This is a genomic window from uncultured Campylobacter sp. (assembly GCF_905373215.1).
GTDB lineage: Bacteria > Campylobacterota > Campylobacteria > Campylobacterales > Campylobacteraceae > Campylobacter_B.
Genome location: NZ_CAJPRT010000024.1, coordinates 1 through 24024, shown reverse-complemented (window position 1 = coordinate 24024; position 24024 = coordinate 1). Strand labels below are relative to the sequence as shown.

Annotated in this window: 20 protein-coding genes and 1 pseudogene; 15 read left to right on the top strand and 6 right to left on the bottom strand. The window is 47.3% G+C overall.

Annotated features, from left to right (window positions below; all coding sequences use genetic code 11):
• Window positions 1-1031: 1031 nt before the first annotated feature.
• Window positions 1032-1226 carry a hypothetical protein gene (locus QZ176_RS09115; RefSeq protein ID WP_295152993.1) on the top strand — a complete coding sequence of 65 codons (195 nt, stop codon included), beginning with the start codon at window positions 1032-1034 and terminating at the stop codon, window positions 1224-1226.
• A gap of 65 nt (window positions 1227-1291) precedes the next feature.
• Here QZ176_RS09115 and QZ176_RS09110 read toward each other — a convergent pair whose 3' ends face one another.
• The 6 genes from QZ176_RS09110 to QZ176_RS09085 are packed head-to-tail and all read right to left on the bottom strand — an operon-like array spanning window position 1292 to window position 6023.
• Window positions 1292-2089 carry a TPM domain-containing protein gene (locus QZ176_RS09110; protein WP_295152991.1) on the bottom strand — a complete coding sequence of 266 codons (798 nt, stop codon included), beginning with the start codon at window positions 2087-2089 and terminating at the stop codon, window positions 1292-1294.
• The gene (locus QZ176_RS09105) at window positions 2086-2679 is read right to left on the bottom strand and encodes a hypothetical protein (RefSeq protein ID WP_295152989.1); all 594 of its coding nucleotides are present in this window, start codon (window positions 2677-2679) and stop codon (window positions 2086-2088) included. Before QZ176_RS09105 ends, QZ176_RS09110 begins: the two co-directional genes overlap by 4 nt.
• A 15-nt stretch (window positions 2680-2694) precedes the next feature.
• A complete protein-coding gene (locus QZ176_RS09100; protein ID WP_295152987.1) occupies window positions 2695-3408 on the bottom strand; it encodes a LemA family protein in 714 nt (237 codons plus the stop codon).
• Window positions 3405-4418: an alanine racemase gene (locus tag QZ176_RS09095; protein WP_295152986.1), complete on the bottom strand. Its 1014-nt coding sequence runs from the start codon at window positions 4416-4418 to the stop codon at window positions 3405-3407. The genes QZ176_RS09100 and QZ176_RS09095 overlap by 4 nt, the downstream gene beginning before the upstream one ends.
• On the bottom strand, window positions 4411-4656 hold the full coding sequence (cmeU, locus tag QZ176_RS09090; RefSeq protein WP_295152984.1) for a CmeU family protein: 246 nt from the start codon (window positions 4654-4656) through the stop codon (window positions 4411-4413). The genes QZ176_RS09095 and cmeU overlap by 8 nt, the downstream gene beginning before the upstream one ends.
• Complete coding sequence (locus tag QZ176_RS09085; protein WP_295152982.1) at window positions 4653-6023, bottom strand: phosphomannomutase/phosphoglucomutase; 1371 nt, start codon at window positions 6021-6023, stop codon at window positions 4653-4655. Before QZ176_RS09085 ends, cmeU begins: the two co-directional genes overlap by 4 nt.
• 98 nt (window positions 6024-6121) lie before the next feature.
• Between QZ176_RS09085 and QZ176_RS09080 the strand changes: the two genes are divergently transcribed.
• From QZ176_RS09080 to QZ176_RS09015, 14 genes and pseudogenes are all read left to right on the top strand, one after another.
• The gene (locus tag QZ176_RS09080) at window positions 6122-6613 is read left to right on the top strand and encodes a CreA family protein (RefSeq protein ID WP_295152980.1); all 492 of its coding nucleotides are present in this window, start codon (window positions 6122-6124) and stop codon (window positions 6611-6613) included.
• A gap of 309 nt (window positions 6614-6922) precedes the next feature.
• Entirely contained in the window at window positions 6923-10345 is a 3423-nt protein-coding gene (ccsA, locus tag QZ176_RS09075; RefSeq protein WP_295152978.1) for a cytochrome c biogenesis protein CcsA, read from the top strand.
• A gap of 746 nt (window positions 10346-11091) precedes the next feature.
• Window positions 11092-11598: a ubiquinol-cytochrome c reductase iron-sulfur subunit gene (gene petA, locus QZ176_RS09070; RefSeq protein WP_295152976.1), complete on the top strand. Its 507-nt coding sequence runs from the start codon at window positions 11092-11094 to the stop codon at window positions 11596-11598.
• A gap of 9 nt (window positions 11599-11607) precedes the next feature.
• Window positions 11608-12867 carry a cytochrome bc complex cytochrome b subunit gene (locus QZ176_RS09065; RefSeq protein WP_295152974.1) on the top strand — a complete coding sequence of 420 codons (1260 nt, stop codon included), beginning with the start codon at window positions 11608-11610 and terminating at the stop codon, window positions 12865-12867.
• A 2-nt stretch (window positions 12868-12869) separates the two neighbouring features.
• Entirely contained in the window at window positions 12870-13973 is a 1104-nt protein-coding gene (locus QZ176_RS09060) for a c-type cytochrome (protein ID WP_295152972.1), read from the top strand.
• Window positions 13974-14192: 219 nt separating this feature from the next.
• Complete coding sequence (locus QZ176_RS09055) at window positions 14193-16124, top strand: FTR1 family protein (RefSeq protein ID WP_295152970.1); 1932 nt, start codon at window positions 14193-14195, stop codon at window positions 16122-16124.
• Between the two features lie 14 nt (window positions 16125-16138).
• Entirely contained in the window at window positions 16139-16660 is a 522-nt protein-coding gene (locus QZ176_RS09050; protein ID WP_295152968.1) for an iron transporter, read from the top strand.
• Between the two features lie 389 nt (window positions 16661-17049).
• Window positions 17050-18468: a Fe-S-containing protein gene (locus tag QZ176_RS09045; RefSeq protein WP_295152966.1), complete on the top strand. Its 1419-nt coding sequence runs from the start codon at window positions 17050-17052 to the stop codon at window positions 18466-18468.
• Window positions 18468-19712, top strand: coding sequence for an ABC transporter permease (locus QZ176_RS09040; protein WP_295152964.1), 1245 nt, complete (start codon window positions 18468-18470; stop codon window positions 19710-19712). Before QZ176_RS09045 ends, QZ176_RS09040 begins: the two co-directional genes overlap by 1 nt.
• A complete protein-coding gene (locus QZ176_RS09035; protein ID WP_295152962.1) occupies window positions 19699-20832 on the top strand; it encodes an FtsX-like permease family protein in 1134 nt (377 codons plus the stop codon). Before QZ176_RS09040 ends, QZ176_RS09035 begins: the two co-directional genes overlap by 14 nt.
• A 1-nt stretch (window position 20833) precedes the next feature.
• Window positions 20834-21472, top strand: a pseudogene (locus QZ176_RS09030) (ABC transporter ATP-binding protein); the annotation flags it as partial.
• A gap of 246 nt (window positions 21473-21718) precedes the next feature.
• Complete coding sequence (locus QZ176_RS09025) at window positions 21719-22150, top strand: hypothetical protein (protein WP_295152960.1); 432 nt, start codon at window positions 21719-21721, stop codon at window positions 22148-22150.
• A gap of 16 nt (window positions 22151-22166) precedes the next feature.
• A complete protein-coding gene (locus QZ176_RS09020; RefSeq protein ID WP_295152958.1) occupies window positions 22167-22658 on the top strand; it encodes a TlpA disulfide reductase family protein in 492 nt (163 codons plus the stop codon).
• A 230-nt stretch (window positions 22659-22888) separates the two neighbouring features.
• Window positions 22889-24024 (top strand): subtype B tannase (locus QZ176_RS09015; RefSeq protein ID WP_295152956.1); only part of this gene is annotated, 1136 nt, incomplete at its 3' end.

Below are 24024 nucleotides of genomic sequence, written 5' to 3'. Positions count from 1 at the left end.
GCGCGCAGCTTTTAAAGCGCCTTGCGGATGCGGGTAAGGTTGTTTTTAAAGACGGCTACTATAAAATCGCTAAGAAATAGTGGCGGAATTGCGAGGTAGAATTTCGTTTCGTAATTTAATGGCAAAATTTTATCGAGATTTCGCAGGTGGAATTTTGCGTCCAAATTTTTAATAGGTGAAATTTTATGTAAATGAGCCACGATGAAGAACAGGGCGCGTAATCCAGATTTAAAATTCTGCAAAGAATAAATTTAATCGGCGAAAATTCTAATGGCAAAATGCGGGCGCAAATGCTTCGGCTACAGAAAATTCCGATATCAAAAAAATATAATTCTAAAAATTCCGCCTCGCAAAATTCTGGCAGCGAAGATTAGAATGCCGAAAATTCTAACGGCAAAAATTCCGATACCAAAAATTCGGGCGCGCAGAATTCCGGTGCGTGAAATTTAACCAGTATGATGAGAAATAAAGCTGCGTTAAAATTTAAAAATTTCACAGCCTGCCCGCGCTCTTTTTTGGATCCGCACAAAGCTCGCGCGAGCAGCGCGGCTCTTTGCTGCGCGCGTCCCACCGAAGCCGTTTACCTCAAAAGATTAAGTGCCGTCGCAAAACCGAGCGGAGTGGGTAAAAATTTAAAAAGCCAAAATTTTAAAAGTCTAAATTTAAAAACCGAAACGCTACGAGTACAAATTGCTAGGCGGGTGACTATATAGACTTTAGTGCGGATTACGACGCGGGTTATGACATACGCCTTATAGCATTGCTGCAGCACATGCCAAAGTATAAACTTTAACGCAGATCGAGACTTAAATTTAAATATATGTCACGATATAAATTCTAGTGCGGAGTATGACATAAATCTCGTCAAGAGTCACGGCATGAACCCAAGCATAATTATTACGATATACGCCTCGGAGCGGATCGAGACATAAATTCTGACAGGCATCGCGCCGTAAATTTTAAAATTTCAAACGCAAATTTAAAAACGAATTTAGCAGTTTTAAAGCAGATTTAAGGACGGATTTCAGATTATGAAATTTTTAAATTTAAAAATTGCCGCCGCCGTGCTCGCGCTGCTGCTCGCGGGCTGCGACGGATGGAAGCACCATCTAAGCAGTGACGGCACCTCGCTTGCTTCCAAGTTCGACCCCTCCGAGCGCACGCTAAAGATCGAGGGCAACGACAAGCCGCTCGTGCTGTTTTTCTACGCAAGTAGCCGAATTTAGAAATTCTAAAATTTTAAAATTTATACAAAATTCTACGATTTGGAATTTTTATGAAATTTCCGTAGCTACCAGCTCCCGCTAGCACCGCCTCCGCCGAAGCTTCCGCCGCCCCCACTGAAGCCGCCTCCGCTAAAACCGCCACTTCCTCCAAATCCGCCAAAATCTTCGGATGAGCCGCCTCTCATGCGCGATGAGCGCGCGATTTCGCTTATGATGTCTGCACTCGAGATTATATCCTCGTCGCTTCTTCTGAGGCGCGTCACGCGGCGGCTTAGTATCGCAAAAAGCAAAACCGCAAAAAGCACCATAAAGATCGCAAAGTCCTTGTTGCTCGGATCCTGCTGCGCGTTGGCGTTAAGCGGATCAAATTTTATATCGCCGCCTTCGATCGTGCTGATGATCGCCGAAATCCCGCTAATGACGCCACTTTCGTAATCCCCCTGCCTAAAATAGGGCAGAATTTTATTGCTGATGATGCGTTTGGCGCGCATATCGGTTAGCACGCCCTCTAGCCCGTATCCGACCTCAATACGCACTTTATGCTCGTGTGGAGCGACGAGCAGCAGTACGCCGTTGTCGCGACCTTTTTGCCCGATACCAAGAGCGCGCGCCTGCTCTACGCCGATTTCCTCGATAGAGTAATCTCCGAGCGATTTTAGGCTTATGAACATGATCTGGTTTGTGGAATTTTTATCGAAAGTCGTTAAAATTTCATTCAGACTATCTCTCGCGGCTGGGCGTAAAATACCAGCCTCATCGATTACAGCGGTGCCGTTTGGATGGGCTAGATACTCGCTAGGTGCGGCGACGCTTATTACAAATAGCGCCATTAGGGCAAAAGCAAATCTCCAAGCCACTCTCATCGCAGCTCCACCAAGGTCTCTTCTATCTCGTTATTTTCGCTATCTTTAGGCACTCGCATGGCTAGCTCGCACAGCGCGTCCATCGCCTTTAAAACAGCAGGTTCAAGGCCTTGCGTGCTAGGGTTAAATTCCGTCGTGATACGTTCAAACTCGCCCTTAGAGATAAACTCCGCCGCTCGCGCGCCGCAGATGATATGAGCGCAGCGCTCGCGGACGCAGACACAAAACATTATCGCTTCTTTTACGCTGCCGTAGCGCTCGTAAAATTTTAGCATAGCAAACTCGCCCGAGAGCCGAAGTCTGCGAGATTTAGGCGTGATTAGAGTTAAAAGCATGGGGCATTTAGCTAGCAGAGCTTTAATCGCAATGAAGCTAAGTGCTACGATCTGCAGTAGCTCAGCTTTGCTTATTTGTGGCACGAAGCACAGAACGATGCCGATCGCAAACGACGTCACTGCCGCCGCGCTATAGCTAGCTTCGCAGTCCTCGCTTGCTTCGCGCGCGACCACGCAGACGATCTGCGCACCGCTTGCGGTTTCGGCTTTCGTGATTAGCTCATGGATTTTTTGCTTGCACTGCTCGCTTAGCATTTGCCGCCTTTAGCGTTATTTAAATGAAACGCTAGGGGCTTTTTGGCTTGAGCTATCAGCGCTAAAGCTAGGTTTGGCGCCGCCTAGTCCTACGATGCGCGCGATGATGTTTGTAGGAAAGGTCCTAATTAGCTTGTTATATTCCTGCACCGAGGCGATGTAGTCCTTGCGCGCTACGGCGATGCGGTTTTCCGTGCCTTCGAGCTGATTTTGCAGATCGGCAAAATTCTGATTTGCCTTGAGATCCGGATAGCGCTCGACTACCAGCATCAAGCGCGATAGGGCTGAGCTAAGCTCGCCTTGAGCGCCGTTAAATTTCGCAAACGCCTCCGGATCTTGCGCTAAGCTCTCTGCATTGATATTGACAGCGGTTGCCTTAGCGCGGGCATTTATAACGCCTTCTAAGGTATCTTTTTCATGGCTAGCGTAGCCCTTGACGGTTTCTACGAAATTTGGAATCAAATCGGCGCGGCGCTGATATTGGTTTTGTACCTGGCTCCACGCGGCCTTAACTTCTTCATCTTTACTTACGAGTTTATTGTAAACGGGTACTGCAAATATCGCAAACGCAATCGCCGCAATCGCTAAGACGATTAGAGCTTTGATTAAGATATGAAGCCCTCCTTTTTGGCCCGGATACTCTCCTCCGCCAAAGCTCTCGCCTCGCGCGGATAAGCCTTTATCGTCGTAACCTATACGCTCGTTATTTTCTCCTTGCAGCTCTTTCATTGAAATCTCCTTGGGATGTTGGAATTTAATTTGACTAAAATTTCATATTCGATCGTACCGAAGTGTTTTGCCCAAATCCGCGCGTCGCCCAGCACACAGATGCGCTCGCCGCCGAATTCTGCGCAGAAGCTATCCATCGACATTTTTCCGAGCATTTTTTGCCCGCTTGCAAGCGCTAGCTCGCCCTCGCCGTCGTAGCGAAACAGCCCGTCTGCGTAGCCCAGATCGTATGTGCCGATCCTCATATCGCGTGGCGCTTCAAATTTTGCGCCATAGCCCACGCGCTCGCCTTTTTTCAGCACGCGCGAGCTGATTAGATCGGCATAGAGCTTTAGCACAGGGCGTAAATTTAGGCTCTCGTCAAACTGCGGATAGCCAAACTGCGCCATGCCTACGCGCATGTATTCGTCCTCAAAGCCCGCACTGCGCTCGATAGCTGCGGAGTTGCTCGAATGAAATTTTAAATTTTCAAAGCCCGCGGTGGCGGCTTTTTGCCCCGCAAGCCGCTTAAATTCTATAAAATTTTGCCTTTGTGCGAAAAAATCGCCGCTTAGCTCGTCGCTTGCGCGAAAGTGTGTGAAAAAGCCACGAAGCTTAAATCCGCCCTGCTTGCATAGCCTAAGCGCCTCATCTAACTCGCTCGCTCCGATGCCGTTGCGGTGCATAGCAGTATCTGCAGCGATATAAATTTTAAGCCCTCGTTTAAGACGCGCAAAGTAGCTCAGATCATTTACTGCGTAGCAAAACCGCTCGTCCTCGTCCCCGCGCGGAATGTGCGAAAGCACTAAAATTTCATCAAATAAATCCGCAATCTGCGCAGCTTCCGCAGCACTTCGCGTCACGGCGCGTACGAAGCCTAGCTTTGCCGCTTCCTCGCAGCAAAGCCTGCAGCCATGGCCGTATGAATTATCCTTGGCTACTAAAAATACTCGTTCCGCTCCACCTACTTTGGCGGCGATTTGCGCTAGATTGTGCGCATAAGCGGCGCGATCTAAGATGATCTCAGACATCGAAATTTAGTCCGTAAGTGCGGTACAGATATGGCAGCAGCTTGCGCGCGGCGTAGTCGTAGCCGTAAAATTTCGCATAAACTTCTTTCAAGCTAGCCGAACCTGCACGCTCGAAATCAAATACGTCGGTACCCGCGATTTTTGGCACGCGCTTATCTAAGAATTTAAAAAATTCCGCTCTCGCAGCCAAAAGCTCTTTTATATTTTTCTCAACCTCTTGCTTTTCAGATTCGTTCATCTCTGGTCCTTTAAATTTTCTAGTTTACCTAAAAATACGCGCTGCATCTCGTCGCGAAACTCGGGACTAGAGGCCTCGAAGCGAGTTACGATCACAGGCGTGGTGTTGCTTGCCCGTACGAGCGCCCAGCCGTCATCAAACCGCACTCTGATGCCGTCGATCTCGATAATATCGCGGATGGGTGGCAGCTCCGAGATACCTGCGTGGATTTGAGCTTTAAGAGCTTCGATGATCTTAAATTTCGCCTCCTCACTCGTATTAAATTTTATCTCGTCGGTGCTAAAAACTCGCGGTAGCTTGTCTAGTTCGGCGTCTAAATCATATCCTTTAGCTACGAGCTCAAGCACGCGCATCATCGCATATACGCCGTCATCAAAGCCGAAATATCGCTCTTTAAAATAAATATGCCCGCTAACCTCCGCGGCAAGATCAATGCCTAGCTCCTTCATCGCCTTTTTGATATTGCTGTGGCCGGTCTTGCCCATGAAGCTTTTGCCGATCTTATCGATGGTATCGTACATCGCTTGAGAGCATTTGACTTCGCCTAGGATGCGCGGATGGGTCATATTTAGGGCAAGCAGGCAGGCTAGCTCGTCGCCTTTGATATTGCGGCGCGGAGTTAGCACGGCGATCCTATCGGCATCTCCGTCAAAGCCGAAGCCCAAAGCCACGCCGTCTTGCTTCATCGCAGCTTTGAGATCGGCTAAATTTTTCTCCTCGCTGGGGTCTGGGTGATGATTTGGGAAATTGCCGTCGGGCTGCGGGAATAAAACTTTAGCGTTTAGCTCTAGCCTTCCTATGATTTTAGTAGCGGTAACGCCTGCGGCGCCGTTTGCGCAGTCAATGATAAAAGGCGCGGCAAAGCCCTTAAGAGCCGCAAATTCTTTCTCAAAATATGCTAGATACTCGCTTAAGATGTCGTACTTCTGAGTGCTTATATCGGTTGGAATTTCAAAATTTGAACTCATCAGCTCCCGCACCTGCGCGCCAAGACGCCTTAAATCCTCGCCGAAGAAGTTATCCGTACCGATCGTGATCTTAAAGCCGTTGTAATTTTTGGGGTTGTGTGAGCCAGTGATCATTACGTTTGCGTCAAATTTATGCGTAAATACGCTAAAATAGCCCACCGGCGTCGGTAGCAAGCCAATATTATAAACCCGCAACCCGGCGAAATTTAGCCCGCTTACGAAATAGCCGAAAAGCTCATCCGCGCTAAGACGGGCGTCGTATCCCACGCTAACGCGCTCAAGCCCGAGATTTGCGATATGTTTGCCAAGAGCAAAGCCGATCGCTTTTACGCTGCGCTCGTTTAACTCTTCGCCCACGATGCCGCGTATGTCGTATTCTCTAAAGATATCTTCGATCATAAAATTCCTTTAAATTTAAATCGCGGTATTTTATAAAAACTTGCTTAATATTTATATTATAAATGATAAAATCGCCGCTAAAATTCCAAAGGATGATTATGAAAAAATTTATTCTAGCAGCGATTTTAGCGGCTTTTGCTTTTGCGGGCGATTACGAGCTCGTAGGTAGCGTAAATACTTCGTTTAGAATTTTTGGCAAAGACGATCGCATCGAAGTTATCGCGGTTAAAGATCCTAAGATCGACGGCGTGACCTGCTACGTCTCTTACGCCAAAAAAGGTGGTGCCAAAGAGATTATCGGCGTAGAGGAAGATCGCTCCGAAGCCTCTGTTTCGTGCGTGCAGACAGCGCCTAAAATCATCATCAAAGAGGAGCTGAAAAAAGAGGATATTTTTGAAAAACGCAGCTCATTAATCTTCAAAAAGACCCACGTAGTTAGGCTTTACGACGCGGTGCAGGGCTCGCTAATCTATTTGGTTTATTCAGACAAAGTGATCGACGGCTCGCCCAATAACTCGATCTCGGCTATCCCATGCCACCAAGCTGTGGGCGACGTATGCGAGCTCGCATATACCCAAGGCAAAAAATAATAAGAAGGAATTCCGCAAAGATAAAATTTTATTGCAGCGGAATTCTAAATTAGAAATTACGCTATGAGATGGCGCACGAAATTTACATAGAATTTTGCCAAATTCTGCAGCATTTTACAAAATTTATCCGCGCCGTTAAATTTCTGCGCGAATGCCTAAGAAGAGAATTTGATCGCTTTGTCAGAGCATCTTAACGCATATTTGAGCTACGCTAGTAGGCGTGCGCTTGCAAGTCGTAAAATGAAAAATTAAGCAATTTTTGCTAAAATCTCGCGATTTTGAAAACCCTCGTAAATCTAAAGGAAATCAATGAAGACATTTTTTAGTATGGAGTGCGCGTCAGTGATGCTGCTGATTTTGGCGCTAGCCTGTGCGATCGCCACTTTCGTAGAGACCGCTTACGGCACGGAAGTAGCTTGGGCGATGGTTTATTCGACTGCGTGGTTTGGCGCGCTGATGGCGCTTTTGGGAATAAATTTAACCTACAATATCTATCGCTACCGCATGATTAAGCTTCGCACACTGCCTGCACTAATCTTTCACGCAAGCTTTTTGTTTATGCTTGTTGGAGCAATTTTGACTAGATATTTCGGCTTTGAGGGAAATATCCATATAAGAGAGGGCGGCGAGAGCTCGATCGTAACGACCAAAGACGAGGTCGTTCAACTTCTTACTTTAGGCAGCGACGGCGAGTTTATCTCCGCCGATGAGAGCAAATTTTTAAACGGCGCAGGACGGATGAACTTCGATCTCAATCTAGATGTAGAGGGTAGGATCGCAAATTTAAAATTTAAAGAGCTCGTAGAACACGGCGAGCTAAAATGGGTGCAAGATCCGACCGGACAGGCTCCTGCGCGCGTGGAGCTATTATTTTCCAACAACGTTGGCAGCCAAAATGTCTCCTTGCAATCAGGCGAAAGCATGGATATAGGCGAGCTTAGTATCACTTTTAACGCAGAGCCTAAGAGTAAGAATTTCATCTACATAAAATCCAAAGACGGCAAATTTTATCTAAACTCAAGTCTTGATATAAACGCCACTAAAATGGCTGATATGAGCACTGCGCCGCTTAAGAGAAACGAGGATAATCCGCTAGGCAATCTCTTGCTTTACAGCTTCGACGGAATAAATTTCGCTCCCGTTAGCCTGCTTAGCTCCGCGGTCGAGAAATTTGTCCCGGTCGCTGCGAATTTACCAGGTGAGCCCGGCGTAGTAGCTACGCTAAGCTTTGCGGGGCAGAGTCGCGAAATCTACGTGCCTAGGGATTCGCATGGCGCTAGCTACAAGGTGGGAGATAAGAATTTCATCGTAGCCTTGGCACCAAAGATGCTTCATCTGCCTTTTAAAATCGCGCTTCGCGACTTTGTGATGGATCGCTATCCAGGTACCAATTCGCCCTCTGGATATAAAAGCGAAATCACGCTAAAAGACGGCAATACGAGCTTTGATTATGATATTTTTATGAATCACGTGCTCGATTACGGCGGATACCGATTTTTCCAAAGCTCATACGACACGGATGAGCGTGGCACGGTGTTTTCGCTCAATAAAGACCCTGGCAAGATCCCGACCTACGTCGGATACTTTCTGCTATGCGTAGGGATGTTTTTTAACTTTTTCAACCGGGGCTCGCGCTTTTTCAAGCTCTCGCGCTTAATCAGCGAAAATACGCATCTTGCTAGAGAAAAAGATGTAAATTCTAAAAATTCCGCATCTAGCTTGGCGCCTGCGAGTCCCGCAGAAAGCTCTGCATCAAAACGCGCCAAAAAATCGCGACGCGGTACCAAAGGCGCGGCATTGGCATTTGTAGGCGCGTTGGCTTTGAGCTCGGCTGCATTGTATCCTAGCACAGCAAATGCCGAACAAAACTTCACGACTCAAAATTCTACTTCGCAAAGTTCCGCCTCAAATGCAGCTGTAGGAAATCCAGCGTCGCAAAGCCCGGCTAGCGTGCAAGATCCCGCTTCGCAAAATTCCGTGCAGAATTCCGCCGCTGAAAATTCCAAGCATAGCTCCGCTTCGCAAGAATCTGCGGCGGAGCAAGACTCCATCCCGCCGCATAATTTTTCTACTATGGGAGGCGAGCTGGCCGTACCGAAATTCGATCCTAAATTTAGCGAAGATCTAGCAAGCCTCGTAATTCAGGGATTTGATGGGCGAATGGAGCCTTTCGATACCGTTTCTAGGGAGCTTTTAAATAAAATTTACCGCGCCGACGACTACAAGGCGCCAAATGGCGAAATTTTAAACCATAACGCCGCTGCGCTTTCGTTTATGCTAAATCAAAGCTACTGGAGGCGTGCGCCAATCATCAAGGTTAGCGAGCCGGAGCTTAAAAAAATTCTAGGTATGGATGAGAAGCAAAGCCACGCCAGTATGATGGATTTTTTTGAATTTAAAGGCGGCGAGAGCTACTACAAGCTCGATAAAATGGTCGAGGAGATCAACCGCAAGCCTTTGGGCAATCGCGGTGTGTTAGATAAAGAGATCATCAAGGTAAATGAGCGCGTAAACGTCTTTTATTCGGCGTTTATGGGGGATTATTTTAGAATTATTCCAGTTAAGAACGCTAAAAATAACGAGTGGCTTTCGCCGCTATATCTAGGCGATGCGCTGGATCAAAACGAATCTGCTGAAGTTAAAAAAATGATGGGAATATTCGTTTCGTCCGTGGCCTATGCCCAAGAAAGCGGGGATTGGAGCGGCGCAGAAAAGATGCTAAGCTACGTCAAAAAATACCAGGCACAAAACGGCGCAAACCTAATGCCTAGCGAGAGCGCGATAAAATATGAAATTTTATTTAATAAGGCTAAAATTTTTTCTCGCCTCTTTCCGATCTACACTATCTCGGGATTTTTGCTTCTGATCTTTATCTTTTTGCGGATGATGAAGCCCGCTCTTCGCTTAGGCGGCGCGTTTAAGCTCGTTTACGTCGTAAATATCGTCGCCTTCATCGCGCATACCGCGGGTCTTGCGCTGCGCGGCTACGTCTCGGGGCACGCGCCGTGGAGTAACTCCTACGAATCGCTCATCTACATCGCGTGGGCGCTGTCGCTAAGCGGAATATTCTTCTCGCGCAAATCCGCGATCTCGCTGGCGCTAACGTCAATAATGGCGGGCATAACGCTGATGGTAGCGCATCTTAGCGACATCGATCCGCAGATTACGAACCTTCAGCCTGTATTGAAGTCGCACTGGCTTACGATCCACGTCTCGGTAATCACCGCGAGCTACGGATTTTTAGGCCTTTGCATGCTGCTTGGAATTTTCACCCTCGTGATGTTTCTGTTCGATAAGAAAAACCCCGAAATCGCTCGCAATATCGCAGAAGCCACGCATATCAACGAAATGTCGATGATCCTAGGTCTTTGCTTGCTGACGGTGGGCAACTTCCTAGGCGGCGTGTGGGCGAACGAAAGCTGGGGGCGCTACTGGGGCTGGGATCCGAAGGAGACCTGGGCGCTCATTACGATTTTTATCTACGCGGTGGTCGTGCATTTTAGATTTATGCCTAAGCTCAATAATCAATTCGCTTTTGCCACAGCCTCGATGTTTGCGTATTTTAGCGTCATAATGACCTATTTTGGCGTAAATTTCTACCTAAGCGGCATGCACTCCTACGCTAGCGGCGAGCGCATTCCAGTGCCCGGCTGGGCGTACGTGATGGTCGCTTCGATGGTGGCCCTTGCGATCGCGGCGTATTTCCGCTCGGGCAAATCGGCTAGGCTTTAGATGGGTGGGGCCCAAATTTCAGAATAATAATTTTGAAATTTCGCCCAGATTTCGCAGCTTGCTGAGGCTTTAGGGATTTATGGAATTTATCTTTAAATTTCAGCTAAGCTTTGAAGTCCTGCAAAATTTTATAGAATTTTACGGCTCGCGATTGCGCTAAATTTTAAAATTTTGCATCGCGACAGGACTTTGATGCTTGAAATTTTAAGGCGTCGTAAAATTCTAATGATTTAGAATTTGCACCGCTATGGGGTTTTAATGTTTTAAATTTTACTTCTAGTGGAATTTTTTCATGCGACGGAAGTGCGACGTAATTTAGAATTTTAAAATTTCAGCTAGCGCGCTAGTGCAAAATTCCACCCCGTCGCTGCCATAACCGAGCAGTGAAATTTTAAAATTTGATTTTATAAATTCTATGCTCATCTTTAAATTTAAAATTTAAAATCTCGCTCTTTATGAAATTTTATTTATGATGTCGAAATTTTAAAATTTCGCACGCCATTGTTGTAGCAACCTTTGCGCGATAAAATTTTCAAATTTTAAATTTCGCGCCATGATAAAACATGACAGAATTTGAAAATTTATAAAATTTTAAGCCACGAAAACGCCTCGCCAGGCATTAAAATTATCTTAAAATATAATTTAGCTTGCAAGATTAAGCTAAATTTCTGCTTATAATCATATTGATTTAATCTTTATTTGGCTAAAATTGACGCTTGTCAATTTCTTAATTTGAAAGGATAAAGATGTCTGATCTAAAACAGGATAGACGAGGCTTTATCGGGCTTACTTTCGGCGCAGTTGCCGCTGTGGGTGGCGTTTTTGCGCTCGTGGGGATGAAGAAATCGTGGGATCCGCTACCTAGCGTGCGCGCCGCCGGCGTCACTACGGTAGATCTAAGTCCGATCAAAGAGGGCGAGCTTTATCAAACGCAGTGGCGCAAAAAGCCGATTTTCGTGCTTAAAAAGACCGCCGATATGCCCAAAAATGATGCCCGTGACGTCGTCGTAGGGGATGCTAGATATACGCTTTGCATCGGGCTTTGCACGCATTTGGGCTGTATTCCCAGCTACAAGCCATCGACGCAACAATTCATTTGTGCATGTCATGGTGGGATTTTCGATGCTAACGGCATAAACGTATTCGGTCCGCCGCCGCGTCCTATGGATATACCGCCCTTTAAAATCGACGGAACGAAACTCGTTTTAGGCGAAGAGGGCCCCGAATACCAAGCCCTAAAGCAGAAAGCATAGGAGACGCAGATGGCACATATAAGAAAAGCTACGGGAGTTTGGGATTGGTTCGACCAAAGGCTTGCCGTAACGAAATTTTTCAAGGTGATGGTAAGCGAGTATTGGATTCCTAAAAATATCAGCTTCCTTTGGGCGATGGGTGTTATTTTGATGACGCTATTTATAGTTTTATTCGTTAGTGGACTAATGCTCGTGATGTATTATAAGCCGGATGTAAATTTAGCATTTGATAGCGTAAATTTCACGATTATGAAAGAGGTCGAATACGGCTGGCTATGGCGACATATCCACGCAGTATCGGCATCGGTCGTATTTTTGATCTTATACATTCATACTTTAGTAGCTATATATTACCGCTCGTATAAGCAAGGGCGAGAGATGATTTGGGTAAGCGGAATGCTGCTTTTCATCATCTTTTCGGCGGAGGCTTTCAGTGGATATATGCTTCCATGGGGGCAGATGAGCTACTGGGCAGCGATGGTTATTACAAATTTGTTCGGCGGAATTCCCGTAGTGGGCGATGCAATAGTCGAATGGATTCGCGGCGATTACGCCGTAAGCGATCCGACGCTGACGCGATTTTTTATGCTTCATGTCTGTTTGCTGCCTCTTGTGGTGGTTGCGGTGCTGGCGGTGCATTTTTATTCGCTTAGATTTCCGCATGTAAATAACCTAGACGGCGAGGAGATAGACTTTGAGCTCGAGGGTGAGAAGTATTTGGAAGGAAAAACTAGCGAAAGCAAGGTAATTCCGTTTTGGCCGGGCTTTTTGGCGAAGGATTTTTTCTACGTCAGTATCTTTATGATATTTTTCTTTTATCTAGTGGGCTTTCACTTCGATTTTGCGATGGATCCGATAAATTTCGAGCCGGCAAACAGCCTCAAAACCCCGACGCATATCTATCCGGAGTGGTACTTCCTTTGGGAGTATGAAATTCTGCGCGGATTTTACTTCGACGTAGGGCCGCTTAAGGCTGCCGACATCGGACTTATCGCCTTTGCATTTGCCGGAGTTTCGCTATTTTTTATCCCGTTATTTGACCGCAGCAGCGTAGTAGCGCCTGCGCACAAAAACAAAGCGTTTTTCATTTGGTTTTGGATTTTAGTAATCGACATGATCCTGCTTAGCCTTTTCGGCAAGCTCCCTGCAGACGGCGCGGAGCTCGGTATCGAAAACAAATACTGGGGCTTTGCTTTATCAATCATCTATATCGGATTGCTCGTCGTAGTGCTTCCGTTAATTACAATCGCAGAAAGAAAGAGGGTCTAGCCATGAAAGAGATAAGAACCCTAATCTTAGTGCTTTTTTGTGTGGGAATTTTATACTGGTTTATCGAGCCTTATGCTCATACTAAGCTCAGTCCGCACACCGATCCGGTAAATTACGACTTTGCAGCAGGCGATACGGCTTTAGCTGCGCATAACGTAGCCGCAGCAGAAAGCGCTTTGGCCGCAGCCGAAAAGGGCGGAGATGAAACGATGATAAAAAATTCTAAAAAAGCCCTAGCCAGTGCGAAAGAGCAACAAGACAAAACGGTGCTTTTTTGGGACGAGATAAATAAAATCGATCTTAGTAAAGGCGATGCCGTGCGCGGCGCCGAGACCTTTACAAATGCAGGCTGCACCGCATGTCATGGAGTAAAAAGTGCAAATATCCCCGCTCCTATGGACGCGGCAAGCGCCAGTGCCGCATACGGCGTCAATCCGCCGGATCTTAGTAGCGCAGGCTATCTATACACCGATAAATTCTTAGCTGCGCTTATCAAAGATCCGATCATGGCTCTTAAGCTAGATCAGAAATTTGGCGACGAAAAGCCTTTTCCGATGCCTGGATTTTTCGGTGCGGGCGGTGATCTAAATCAAGAGATTGCCGATATCGTAGCTTATCTGAAATCGGTCGCTCCTAGCGAGGATAAGCTAATCGCCTCTGAGGCTGCGGTTAGCGGCATCAAGCAAGGCACTGAACTAGACGAAGCGCAGAAAAAATTCCTTTTAAGCAAGGCGGTTTTTGGGGATGCTTGTCTAAGATGCCACGATGTCAAGTATGATAAGCTCTTTGCATCCAGCGACAAGGCTAGCTTGGCTGCATATATGGGCTCGACGCCTCCTGATCTTTCGATGATGATCCGTTCTAAGGGCGCCAACTATCTGCACGAGTTTATCAATGATACACAAAAGAAGCTTCCAGGCACTTCGATGCCTCGCGTAGGCTTGAACGAAAACGCTGAAGCCAAGGTCGTGGAGTATCTAGCTGACATAGGCGATAGCAAAAAAACTGAGCGTGAAGCTACAACCATAAATATTATGATTTATTTCTTGATCCTTTCTGTTTTTGCAGGTCTTTGGAAAAGCAAAATTTGGTCGAAACTTCACTAAAATTTTAGCAGTCGGAGTAAAATCCGACTGCCGTTTAAAATTCCGTCATATCCTAAATTCTATTAAATTCCATCTATCAAAAAGCTCTCGCAATTGAGAATTTAGCCGCTTTCGTGCTTTATGATAACCGCTTTTTTTATTACTTTTTAAGATTTTTCTACATATAATTGCTACTTAATTTTGAAATTTAATGTATAAATTTAACTTAAGAAGGTTCAGATGAAATTTTTTAAATTTGCGATTTTGGCTCTTATTTTTCCATTTTGCATGTTGCTGGCGCAGACCGATTATCGCGCCGAAGCGGCGGCGATTAAAGAAAAATTTGCCCAGGCGGTTAAATTTTATGTAGACGGCAATAACTCGGAGGCCAGAAAGATAACCCAAGAGGCGTATTTCGGGCATTTTGAAAATTTAGAAGCCGGCATTCGCATAAATTTAAGTCAGAAAAAATCCTACGATATGGAGAAGCAATTCGGCGATATCCGTAAAGCGATCAAAGCCGAAAAGCCTCTAAATGAGATCCAAGCTATGATCGATAATCTAAATCGCGAGATTGATGAGGTTCTGCCTGCGATCGAATCTGGTCATCGTCTCGTAGCCGAGTATCAAGACGGAGGCGACGGTAGCACTTCTGCGCCAGCCTCAGGCGGGAATTCCGCAGCATCTGGCGCAACTTCTCCTTGGATGAGCGTCTATACGGAATTTAAAGCTGAGCTGGATAACGCTAAAGCTGCGTTTGATAAGAAAGACACTGCTGCGCTAAAAGCTGCGCTAAATCGCGCTAAATTTGATATCTACCGCAACGAACGTCTAGAGGAGGCAGTGCGAAAATATGTCTCATCTCAGACCGATCAATCAATCCAGCAAATTATCGGAAATCTCTTGCGCGAGGATGCGGATACAGACAAATCAAAATTTGACGAAGCGATAAACGCCCTAGATAATCTAGCATTAAAAGCCGTAAATGATTTGCCGCAAGAAAGCTACTCCATAGCGCCGCAGACTGCGTTAGCACAAAGCGATACTAGCGAGGATGAGGGCAAGGATTTTACGCCGATTGTGCAAAATATCAAAGACAAAATGGCTAAGGTTTTGCAGCTTTACGAGAGCGGCAAGGTTGATGACGCGATCGACGAGAGCGGTAATATCTACTTTGATGAATACGAAGAGAGCGGCATGGAGAATATCGTCGGTGCTAAAAATACTCAGCTTAAGCTAGACACCGAAGCAAGCTTTAATAAAATTTCGGCTCTTATGCGCGCGGGTGCTTCCAAAGAGCAGATTGTAGCGGCGCAAAATAAGCTATTTGATCAGCTTACCCAAAGCCTAGAGCTAACGAAGAAATCAAGCAATTGGGATCTATTTTTATACGCGTTTATCATTATCTTGCGTGAAGGATTTGAAGCGCTCATCATCGTAGCTGCAGTCATCGCTCTACTTATAAAATCCGGCAACTCAAAGCACCTAAATATCGTTTACAGCGCTCTTGGCGTCGCGGTTGTGCTAAGTATCGCTACGGCTTACGGGCTGAATTATATCTTTGGTAGCGAAAATGCAGGACAAACGCGCGAAGTGATGGAGGGCGCGGTGATGTTAATCGCCGTAGTTCTGCTATTTTATGTGGGCTTTTGGCTTCTTTCGAATGCAAGCTCCAAAAAGTGGAGCGCCTATATACAAGGTCAAATTTCAAACAGCCTAAGCTCTGGCGATAGCAAGATGCTTTGGTGGACGGTATTTTTGGCAGTTTATCGCGAGGGCGCAGAGACGGTGCTATTTTATCTAGCACTACTTTTCGATGCTAAAAGTCCGGCAGCTACCAGCATGGTAGCAGCAGGCTTTGTAGCGGGTCTGGCGGCTCTTATTATAGTTTATATCGTTATCAAAAAATTCTCGCTTAAAATCGCTATTAAGCCATTTTTCATTGCTACATCGGTCATCATATTTTATATGTCCGTCGTATTCGTGGGCAAGGGCGTGATGGAGCTAGTCGAGGGCAAGGTATTCGTGCCTACGGTAATAGACGGGCTTCCTACGATTACGTGGATCGGATTTTATCCTTACGTCCAGAGCCTAGTGCCGCAAGCGGTGATGATCGTGCTTTTGATCGTAGGAATTTTAATCTTAAAAAACAAGCAAAAAAACAAATCTTAATAAGGAGAGAAAAGATGAAAAAGATTTTTTCAGGTATGTTGGCGCTAAGCTTAGCCTCTGTTATAGCAATGGCAGGAGAGCATCCGATCGGCGAGCCGATTGAGCAAAATGGAATGGAGATCGCGGCAGTTTATCTTCAGCCTATCGATATGGAGCCTAAAGGCATCGATCTAGCTCCTAGCAAGGCGGATATCCACCTTGAGGCGGATATCCACGCTATCAAAGGCAACGCAAACGGATTTGGCGAGGGCGAGTGGATCCCTTACCTAAAGATCGCTTACGTGCTTAAAAACCTAGATACCGGCAAGATTCAAAAGGGAAATTTCATGCCGATGGTAGCTAGCGACGGCCCTCACTACGGCGCCAATATCAAGATGGTAAACGGCGTAGGCAACTACGAGCTAACCTACAACATCGAAAATCCAAGCGCCAACGGATTTGGCCGCCACGCAGACAAAGCGACCGGCGTAGGCAAATGGTGGGAGCCGTTATCGGTTAAATACACCTTCCAATACACAGGCGCTCCTAAAGAGTAAATCATAGATGGCTCCGCCGAGTCGGTTTCGGCGGAGCTTAAGGGTGTTGGATTCTAACCGCGCTCTTTAAATTTAAGGCGGTTAAATTTAGCCCGTTTAAATTTAGGCGCTACGCCGCAGCCAAAGCGCATCGTTTTTGCTTTAATGCGTTTAAGCTTACGAATCTTTTTAGCTGCGGCAAAATTTTAAAATTTAGCGCACCGCAAGGACGAGATAAAACCAAAGCAATAGCGAGGCGAAATTTTTCTTTGCGGGCGGCTCTTGACGCTGCAAATTTTTTGCAAGCGGATTTGAAATTTTAAAATTTACAAAATGGCGTAGGTTTTAAAATTTTAAAATTTAAGCAATTATAGGCGATTTACGCGCATTAGGCTCGATGAGGATTTTTAATGACGATATTTTTTTATCACGTTAGCTTGGCTCTGTTTCCGCTTGCATTTTTAAGCGCGTATCTGGGCGGAAGGCGCTTTATCAGCGCATCGTTTTTGCCCGCGCTTTTGGGAGCCGCATTCGGGGCGCTGTGCTTTAGCGCATTTGCGCGCTCGGCAAACGCCGATACAGGCAAGATTATATTTGACGCGCTCGCGCTCTTGGCGCTGTTAGCGCTGCTGCTCGCATTTAAGCTTAAACGCTTCTACCTAACAGCCGCGATTATTTTTGCTCTTGGCTGCGCGTATGGATTTGAATACCGCTTCATAGGGATGAATTTTAAAATTTTCTCCGGCGAGCTACTGGACAGCTTCAGCCTAACCAACCTCTTTATGGCGGTTTTAGGTGCGCTGGCGCTCATTTTATTCTATTTTATTTATCGCTCAGCTCTAGCGCGCGCGAGCAAAGGCGCAAAGCTAGCGTCGTTCGCTCTTGCATGGGTGTTTGCCTTTATCGCTAAAATCGGCTTTTTGGGTCTTGATCTGCGCCAAGCGGATGCGCCGAAAGCGCTAGCTGCGAAGGGTTTTGAAGGGCTTTCAAACGCGATCGGCTCGTCAGAGTTTCTAAGCGTCATCGCCAAAATCATCCACTACAACAACTCCTATCTGACGCTAGCTCTTTGCCTTATAGCTACGCTAATTGCGTTGCTTACGGCATTTCGTGCGCCAAGGCGTGTGCCTCGAGAAGTGGACATTATAAAATTTAGAGAGGTTAAAGCGGGTAGATTTGCCATTTTTAGAGATTTTAGCCTGATCTTGTCGCTTGGGGTTTTAATCAGCTTTTTGGGGCTTTATTATATTTTGGTCGCCTCAAAACCGCCTACGATCGATGAGCCTAAGATCATCGAGCCGCAAGGCGCGGAATTCATAATCGATGCAAACATTGTGAAAGATGGCAAGCTGCACCGCTTTGCCTACGTTACCGACGACGGGCATAAGGTCAGGTTTTTTCTACTAAACCGCTTCACGGACAAATTTGCCCCGGTCGCGGTTTTTGACGCGTGCTCGATCTGCGGCGATATGGGCTACATCAAAAAAGGCGACGAGCTCATCTGCATCGCTTGCAACGTGCGGATATTTTTGCCGAGCGTCGGCAAGCTTGGCGGCTGCAATCCGATTCCGCTGGATTATAAGCTAGAGGGGCAAAATATCGTCATCGCGCTTAAGACGATTGAGGACGGCGCGTCCTATTTCTCGGAGATCGTGGATAAAAAGGTAATCGATCCGGTCAGTAGAAAAGAAATTTTAAACACCTCTAAATTTAGCTATCTTTACTACGGACGCACCTACTTTTTCGAAAGCGAAGCGAATGCAAACGCCTTCACCGCGCACCCCGAGCGCTATGTAGATGAAAACGGCACGCTAAAGGAGCTTAAATAATGTTTTTACGCATCATCAAATCCTCCATTTTAAACTCCAGGGATAGCAAAATTCTAGCGTTTTTGACCATATTTTTATCGGTCTCGCTGATCGCTTGTATGCTAAATATCACGCTAAAAATCGGCGATGAGGTCGCTAAGGAGCTACGCAGCTACGGCTCGAATATCGTCGTGCTACCGCGCTCGCAAAGCCTAAGTATCGAGATCGGCGGGCGAGAATACTCTCCGCTTAAGAACGACGATTTCTTAAAAGAGAGCGAGCTGCATAAGATCAAAGAAATTTTTTGGCGCAACAATATCACCGCCTTTGCGCCTTTTTTAACTACCCGCGCGGGAGATTACGACGTCGTGGGAACCTACTTTGAAAAGGACGTAGGCGTTAGCGACGAGCCTGATTTCAGATCGGGCGTGCGCTCGCTCTATCCGTTTTGGAGTGTAGAGGGGCAGTGGGTAAAAGACGGCGCCGAGGATGAGGTGCTCGCAGGCGACGCGCTGGGGCTAAAGATCGGCGATACGGTTAAGCTTGGAGATTATGAGGTTAAAGTCGTTGGGATTTTGCACGGCGCGGAGGATGAAGCCAAAAAGCTGATCGCAAATTTATCGCTGGTACAAAAGCTAACGCACAAAGAGGGCCTCATCGCCAAGGCCGAAGTTAGCGCCATGACGATCCCAGAAGACGATCTGTCCGTAAAGGCAAGAAGGAGTCTCGATAATCTAGACGCCACAGAATACGACACTTGGTACTGCTCAGCATACGTTAGCTCCATCGCATATCAGATCACCGAGGAGTATCCAAACGCAACTGCTAAGGCGGTGCTTAGCGTCAGCGAAGCTCAAAGCGGCATCACGAAAAAAATTCAAAATTTAATGGGCGTCGTAAGCATTCTATCGCTGCTGATTTCAAGCATCTGCATCACGAGCCTGCTAAGCAGCGAAATTTACAAACGTAAAAAGGAGATCGGCTTGCTTAAGGCGCTGGGAGCGAGCAACTTTATGATCTATATCCAGTTCGCCGCCGAAATTTTCGTTATCTGCATAGCAAGCTCACTCGTGGGTGCAGTCGTGGGCTACGTGCTTAGCTGGGCGATCGCGTATCAAATTTTTGGCTCATTCATCGGTGTGTCGTTGATGGTCTTTCCGCTTAGCATCGTCTTTGGACTTCTTATTTGCATTATCGGCTCGATCTTGCCGCTACGCGGAGTGATCAAGCTACTGCCTGCGGAGGTGCTTTATGGTAGGAAATAACGGAGCGTTTTTCAGAGGCGCGATCTTTAAAAGTATCATCAACAGCGGTATCCGCAGCTTCGTGATTTTCATCGCGATCATGCTAGGCAGCGCAGTTTGCGCTGCGTTCGTAAATATCTACGCCGACATCGATAAAAAGGTCGCCAGCGAGTTAAACAGCTACGGCGCAAATTTAATCGTAAGCCCCGCAAATTTAGAAAATTCCCATATGGACGAAGCGGCGCTCGATGCAAAATTTGCCAAAATTCCAGCTCTAAAAAGCGCGAATAAATACCTTTTCGGCAGCGCAAATTTAGGCGTCAACTCAGGCATCATCATGGGAGTAAATTTCTCCTCTCTGCGCGATACGATGCCGTTTTTGGATCTTAAAGAGGGCTCGTTTATAGGCGTGGATTTCGACGATAAAAACGCGCTCATCGGGCAGGATCTCGCCAAACTTTTGGGCGCGAAGCTCGGCGATAGTATCGAGATCACGCCGATCGGCTCAAACGAAACGAGCAAGGTCAAGATAAAAGGTATCGTCTATGACGGGCAGAAAGAGGACGGCATGCTGCTAATCTCGCTGCCGCTAGCGCAAAAAATTTTAAATCAGCCTGCGCAGGTAAATTACGCCGAAGCGATCGTAAGCGGCGATTTTAAGCAGCTTAGCGAAATTTCAAAGAGCCTAAGCGACGCACAGATGAGCTTCGCGCCGATCGGCAAGGTATCCAAGACTCAAGGCATCATCTTAAATAAAATCAAGCTTTTGATGCTTCTTATCGGCATTACGATCCTTCTGATCACCTCGGTCTGCATCAACACGAGCCTTAGCTCGATCCTGCTTTCGCGCATCAAAGAGTTCGCGCTCATCCGCGCAATCGGCGCGAGCAAGCAAAATTTACTCCACTTAATCCTGAGCGAAATTTTAACCGTCTGCGTCGCAGGCTCGCTAGCTGGAGTATTCGTGGGATACCTGCTCGCGATCTTGCTCGGGCATCTGATATTTTCAAGCAGCGTGGATTTTAGGCTAATCAGCCTCTTTGCGGCGGTCGCGCTGAGCCTGATTTTTGCGCTCGCGGCAAGCTACTATCCGATCAAAAAGGCGCTGAATCCGAATTTAGCGAATCTATTAAGGGAATAACATGGAAATTTTAAAATTTGAAGGCATCTGCAAATACTTCGGCGAGGTTAAGGCTCTCGATAATATCAGCTTCGACGTTTTAAGCGGCGAGTGGGTCAGCATAATGGGGCCAAGCGGCAGCGGCAAGAGCACGCTCGTAAATATCCTAAGCCTGATGGACACCCCCACCGCGGGCAGATATATCCTAGGCGGAGCCGACGCGAGCGCGCTAAACGACGAGCAAATTTTAGAATTTCGCCGCAAAAAGATCGGCCTCGTATTTCAGCAATTTCACCTAATCCCCTATCTAACGGCCGTCGAAAACGTCATGCTAAATCAATACTACCACAGCTGCGTGGATGAAGACAGCGCCAAGGCAGCACTTGAGAAAGTAGGGCTCGGGCACCGCATCACGCACCGCCCTAGCGAGCTTAGCGGCGGCGAGCAGCAGCGCGTCTGCATCGCGCGCGCACTCATCAATGACCCCGACATCATCATCGCGGATGAGCCTACGGGCAACCTCGACGAGGCCAACGAGCGCGTGGTTTTGCAGCTCTTTCAGACGCTTCGCAGCGAGGGCAAGACGCTGCTTTTGGTCACGCACAACGAAGAGCTCGGCAAATTTGCCGACAAAGTGGTGCGCCTAAGACACGGCAAGCTCGATCGAATAGAACTTTTGGATCAAAGTACGATGAAGCACAATCTCGGCTCGCAGGATGAAAATTCAGATCGCGATTTAAGCCAAAGCGCTTCACAAAGCTCTGGTGGCGAAGTTACAAGCGAGCAAAACCCCGCTTCGCAAAATTCCGGCGGCGAAGATCAGGGTGCTAAAAATTTAAGCGGCGAAAATCAAGGTACCAAAAATTCTAGCGCGCAAAATGATGGTGCGTAAAATTTAGCTCGCATGATGAAAAATAAAGCTGCGTTAAAATTTAAAAATTTCACCGCCCGCTCGCGCTCTTTTTGGATCCGCACAAAGCTCGTGCGAGCAGGTGCGGCTCTTTGCTGCGCACGTCCCGCCGAAGCCGTTTGCCTCGAAAGATCAAGCGCCGATGCGACGCCAAGCGGAGTGGGTAGAAATTTTAAAAACCTAAATTTTAGAAGCCGAAACGCCACGGGCGCAAATTACGGCGCGAGTCGCGACATGCGCCTCAACATAGATCGAGATATAAATTTCAACGCATACCGCGATATAAATTCTAGCACGGATCGCGGCATGTGTCACGGCATAAATTCTAATGCAGATCGCGATATAAACTCCGGCAGGCATCGCGCCGTAAATTTTAAAATTTCAAACGCAAATTTAAAAACGAATTTAGCAGTTTTAAAGCAGATTTAAGGACGGATTTCAGATTATGAAATTTTTAAATTTAAAAATTGCCGCCGCCATGTTCGCGCTGCTACTCGCAGGCTGCGACGGATGGAAGCACCATCTAAGCAGCGACGGTACCTCGCTTGCCTCCAAGTTCGACCCCTCCGAGCGCACGCTAAAGATCGAGGGCAACGACAAGCCATTCGTGCTATTTTTCTATACTAGCGGCTGCGGCGCGTGCAAAGCCCAAGTACCCGCGCTAAACGAGCTGCAAGCTAACGGCGACGCGCTGATTATCGGCATTCTAGGCGACGGTAAAGGTCTGGAAGCCGATGCCGCGGTCGCTCGCGAAAAGGGGATAAAATTCCCAAGCGTCAGCGGCGCAAACTCCGTAAAATACTTTGAAACCATCGTAGGCGGCATTTTCGGCACCCCCACGTCGGTGATCTACGATAAAAACGGCAAAGCGGTCAAAAAGCTCATCGGCCTCTACCCTAAATCCGCCTTCGAAACGCAGCTCAAGCTTATGAATTAACGAGCGGAATTTAATGCAGCCGGATTTACGGCGGCGGATCGCAAATGCCCACTAAAATAACACTTCGAGTTTAAAATTTCTTTCAACTTGCAAATGCCTTTGCGTTTAAATTTCAAAATTTAGGCGCGCAGCGGATTTAAGCATTCGCCTAATTTTGCTAAAATTAGCTTTGTCATTAAGCTGCTTAAATGGCTAAAAAGTGACGGCATCAAAATAGAAAGGAGATGCCAATGAGTAAAAAACTTTTTGCTTTAGGCGCTGCGATATTTTGCGGCGCGCTAAGCCTAAACGCCGAGGTTGCGGCGACGCAGAGCGCGCAAATAGATCTGAAATTTAACGCCGCAAATTTTACGCAAGAAAGTGTGATCGTAGGCGGCAAAAAGATAAAATTTCGCGCCTACAAAAACATAATCTACGTCGCAAAACCCGTAAGCGCGCACTATCAGAGCATGAATATCTTCATCCCGCAGCAATATTTTGATGGCGGCAAGAGCGGCAAATTTGACGCCGCGAGCGCGCCGATATTTTTACCAAACGGCGTGGGCGGCTACATGCCCGGCGAAGCGGGCGAGGTCAAAATAGACGAAAGCGGCAAACCAAACGCGATCGCTACGGCGCTTTCGCGCGGTTACGTCGTAGCCGCTCCCGCAGCGCGCGGACGCACGCTAAAGGACGCAAACGGCGATTATATCGGCAAGGCGCCTGCGGCGATCGTCGATCTAAAGGCAGCCGTGCGGTATCTGAAATTTAACGATGCGGCGATGCCCGGGGACGCGAACAAGATCATCTCAAACGGCACGAGCGCAGGCGGAGCGCTCTCAGCGCTTTTAGGCGCGAGCGGGGACGAGGCCGCGTACGAGCCGTATCTGCAAGAGCTGGGCGCTGCGAAGGCTAACGATAAAATTTACGCGGCGTCCGCATACTGCCCGATCACAAATCTAAAGCACGCGGACGCGGCGTATGAGTGGATGTTCGGCGCGCAGAGCGAATATGAAAAGATGGATTTTAGCGGCTTTGATGCGGCGGGATTTAACGAGCGCGGCGAAAATTCTAGCGGCACTGAAAAAAATTCCAAAAAAGGCGCGGATCAAAGCGCCGCAAAGCCCGCGCGCAAAACGATTAGCGGCAAACTAAGCGCAGCGCAGATTAAAATTTCAGACGAGCTAAAAGCGCAATTCCCAGCTTATCTGAACTCGCTAAGCTTAAAGGATGGGGGCGGCCACGCGCTAAGCCTGGATAAAAACGGCGACGGCAGCTTCAAAGATTACATAAACGGGCTCATATCGGCATCGTTTGCTAATTTTGCGGCGAAAAATCCGCGCGCGAAGGCGCCCCTATACCTCGCCGCCAAGATCAAGGACGACGC

Bases quoted from the DNA above. Each gene is read 5' to 3' on its own strand.
- QZ176_RS09035 (WP_295152962.1), top strand. From the start codon at position 19,699: ATGGTAGGAAATAACGGAGCGTTTTTCAGAGGCGCGATCTTTAAAAGT.
- ccsA (WP_295152978.1), top strand. From the start codon at position 6,923: ATGAAGACATTTTTTAGTATGGAGTGCGCGTCAGTGATGCTGCTGATT.
- QZ176_RS09115 (WP_295152993.1), top strand. From the start codon at position 1,032: ATGAAATTTTTAAATTTAAAAATTGCCGCCGCCGTGCTCGCGCTGCTG.
- QZ176_RS09095 (WP_295152986.1), bottom strand. From the start codon at position 4,418: ATGTCTGAGATCATCTTAGATCGCGCCGCTTATGCGCACAATCTAGCG.
- QZ176_RS09045 (WP_295152966.1), top strand. From the start codon at position 17,050: ATGACGATATTTTTTTATCACGTTAGCTTGGCTCTGTTTCCGCTTGCA.
- QZ176_RS09025 (WP_295152960.1), top strand. From the start codon at position 21,719: ATGAAAAATAAAGCTGCGTTAAAATTTAAAAATTTCACCGCCCGCTCG.
- QZ176_RS09055 (WP_295152970.1), top strand. From the start codon at position 14,193: ATGAAATTTTTTAAATTTGCGATTTTGGCTCTTATTTTTCCATTTTGC.
- petA (WP_295152976.1), top strand. From the start codon at position 11,092: ATGTCTGATCTAAAACAGGATAGACGAGGCTTTATCGGGCTTACTTTC.
- QZ176_RS09100 (WP_295152987.1), bottom strand. From the start codon at position 3,408: ATGAAAGAGCTGCAAGGAGAAAATAACGAGCGTATAGGTTACGACGAT.
- QZ176_RS09020 (WP_295152958.1), top strand. From the start codon at position 22,167: ATGAAATTTTTAAATTTAAAAATTGCCGCCGCCATGTTCGCGCTGCTA.
- QZ176_RS09085 (WP_295152982.1), bottom strand. From the start codon at position 6,023: ATGATCGAAGATATCTTTAGAGAATACGACATACGCGGCATCGTGGGC.
- QZ176_RS09040 (WP_295152964.1), top strand. From the start codon at position 18,468: ATGTTTTTACGCATCATCAAATCCTCCATTTTAAACTCCAGGGATAGC.
- QZ176_RS09105 (WP_295152989.1), bottom strand. From the start codon at position 2,679: ATGCTAAGCGAGCAGTGCAAGCAAAAAATCCATGAGCTAATCACGAAA.
- QZ176_RS09050 (WP_295152968.1), top strand. From the start codon at position 16,139: ATGAAAAAGATTTTTTCAGGTATGTTGGCGCTAAGCTTAGCCTCTGTT.
- QZ176_RS09080 (WP_295152980.1), top strand. From the start codon at position 6,122: ATGAAAAAATTTATTCTAGCAGCGATTTTAGCGGCTTTTGCTTTTGCG.
- QZ176_RS09060 (WP_295152972.1), top strand. From the start codon at position 12,870: ATGAAAGAGATAAGAACCCTAATCTTAGTGCTTTTTTGTGTGGGAATT.
- QZ176_RS09065 (WP_295152974.1), top strand. From the start codon at position 11,608: ATGGCACATATAAGAAAAGCTACGGGAGTTTGGGATTGGTTCGACCAA.
- cmeU (WP_295152984.1), bottom strand. From the start codon at position 4,656: ATGAACGAATCTGAAAAGCAAGAGGTTGAGAAAAATATAAAAGAGCTT.
- QZ176_RS09110 (WP_295152991.1), bottom strand. From the start codon at position 2,089: ATGAGAGTGGCTTGGAGATTTGCTTTTGCCCTAATGGCGCTATTTGTA.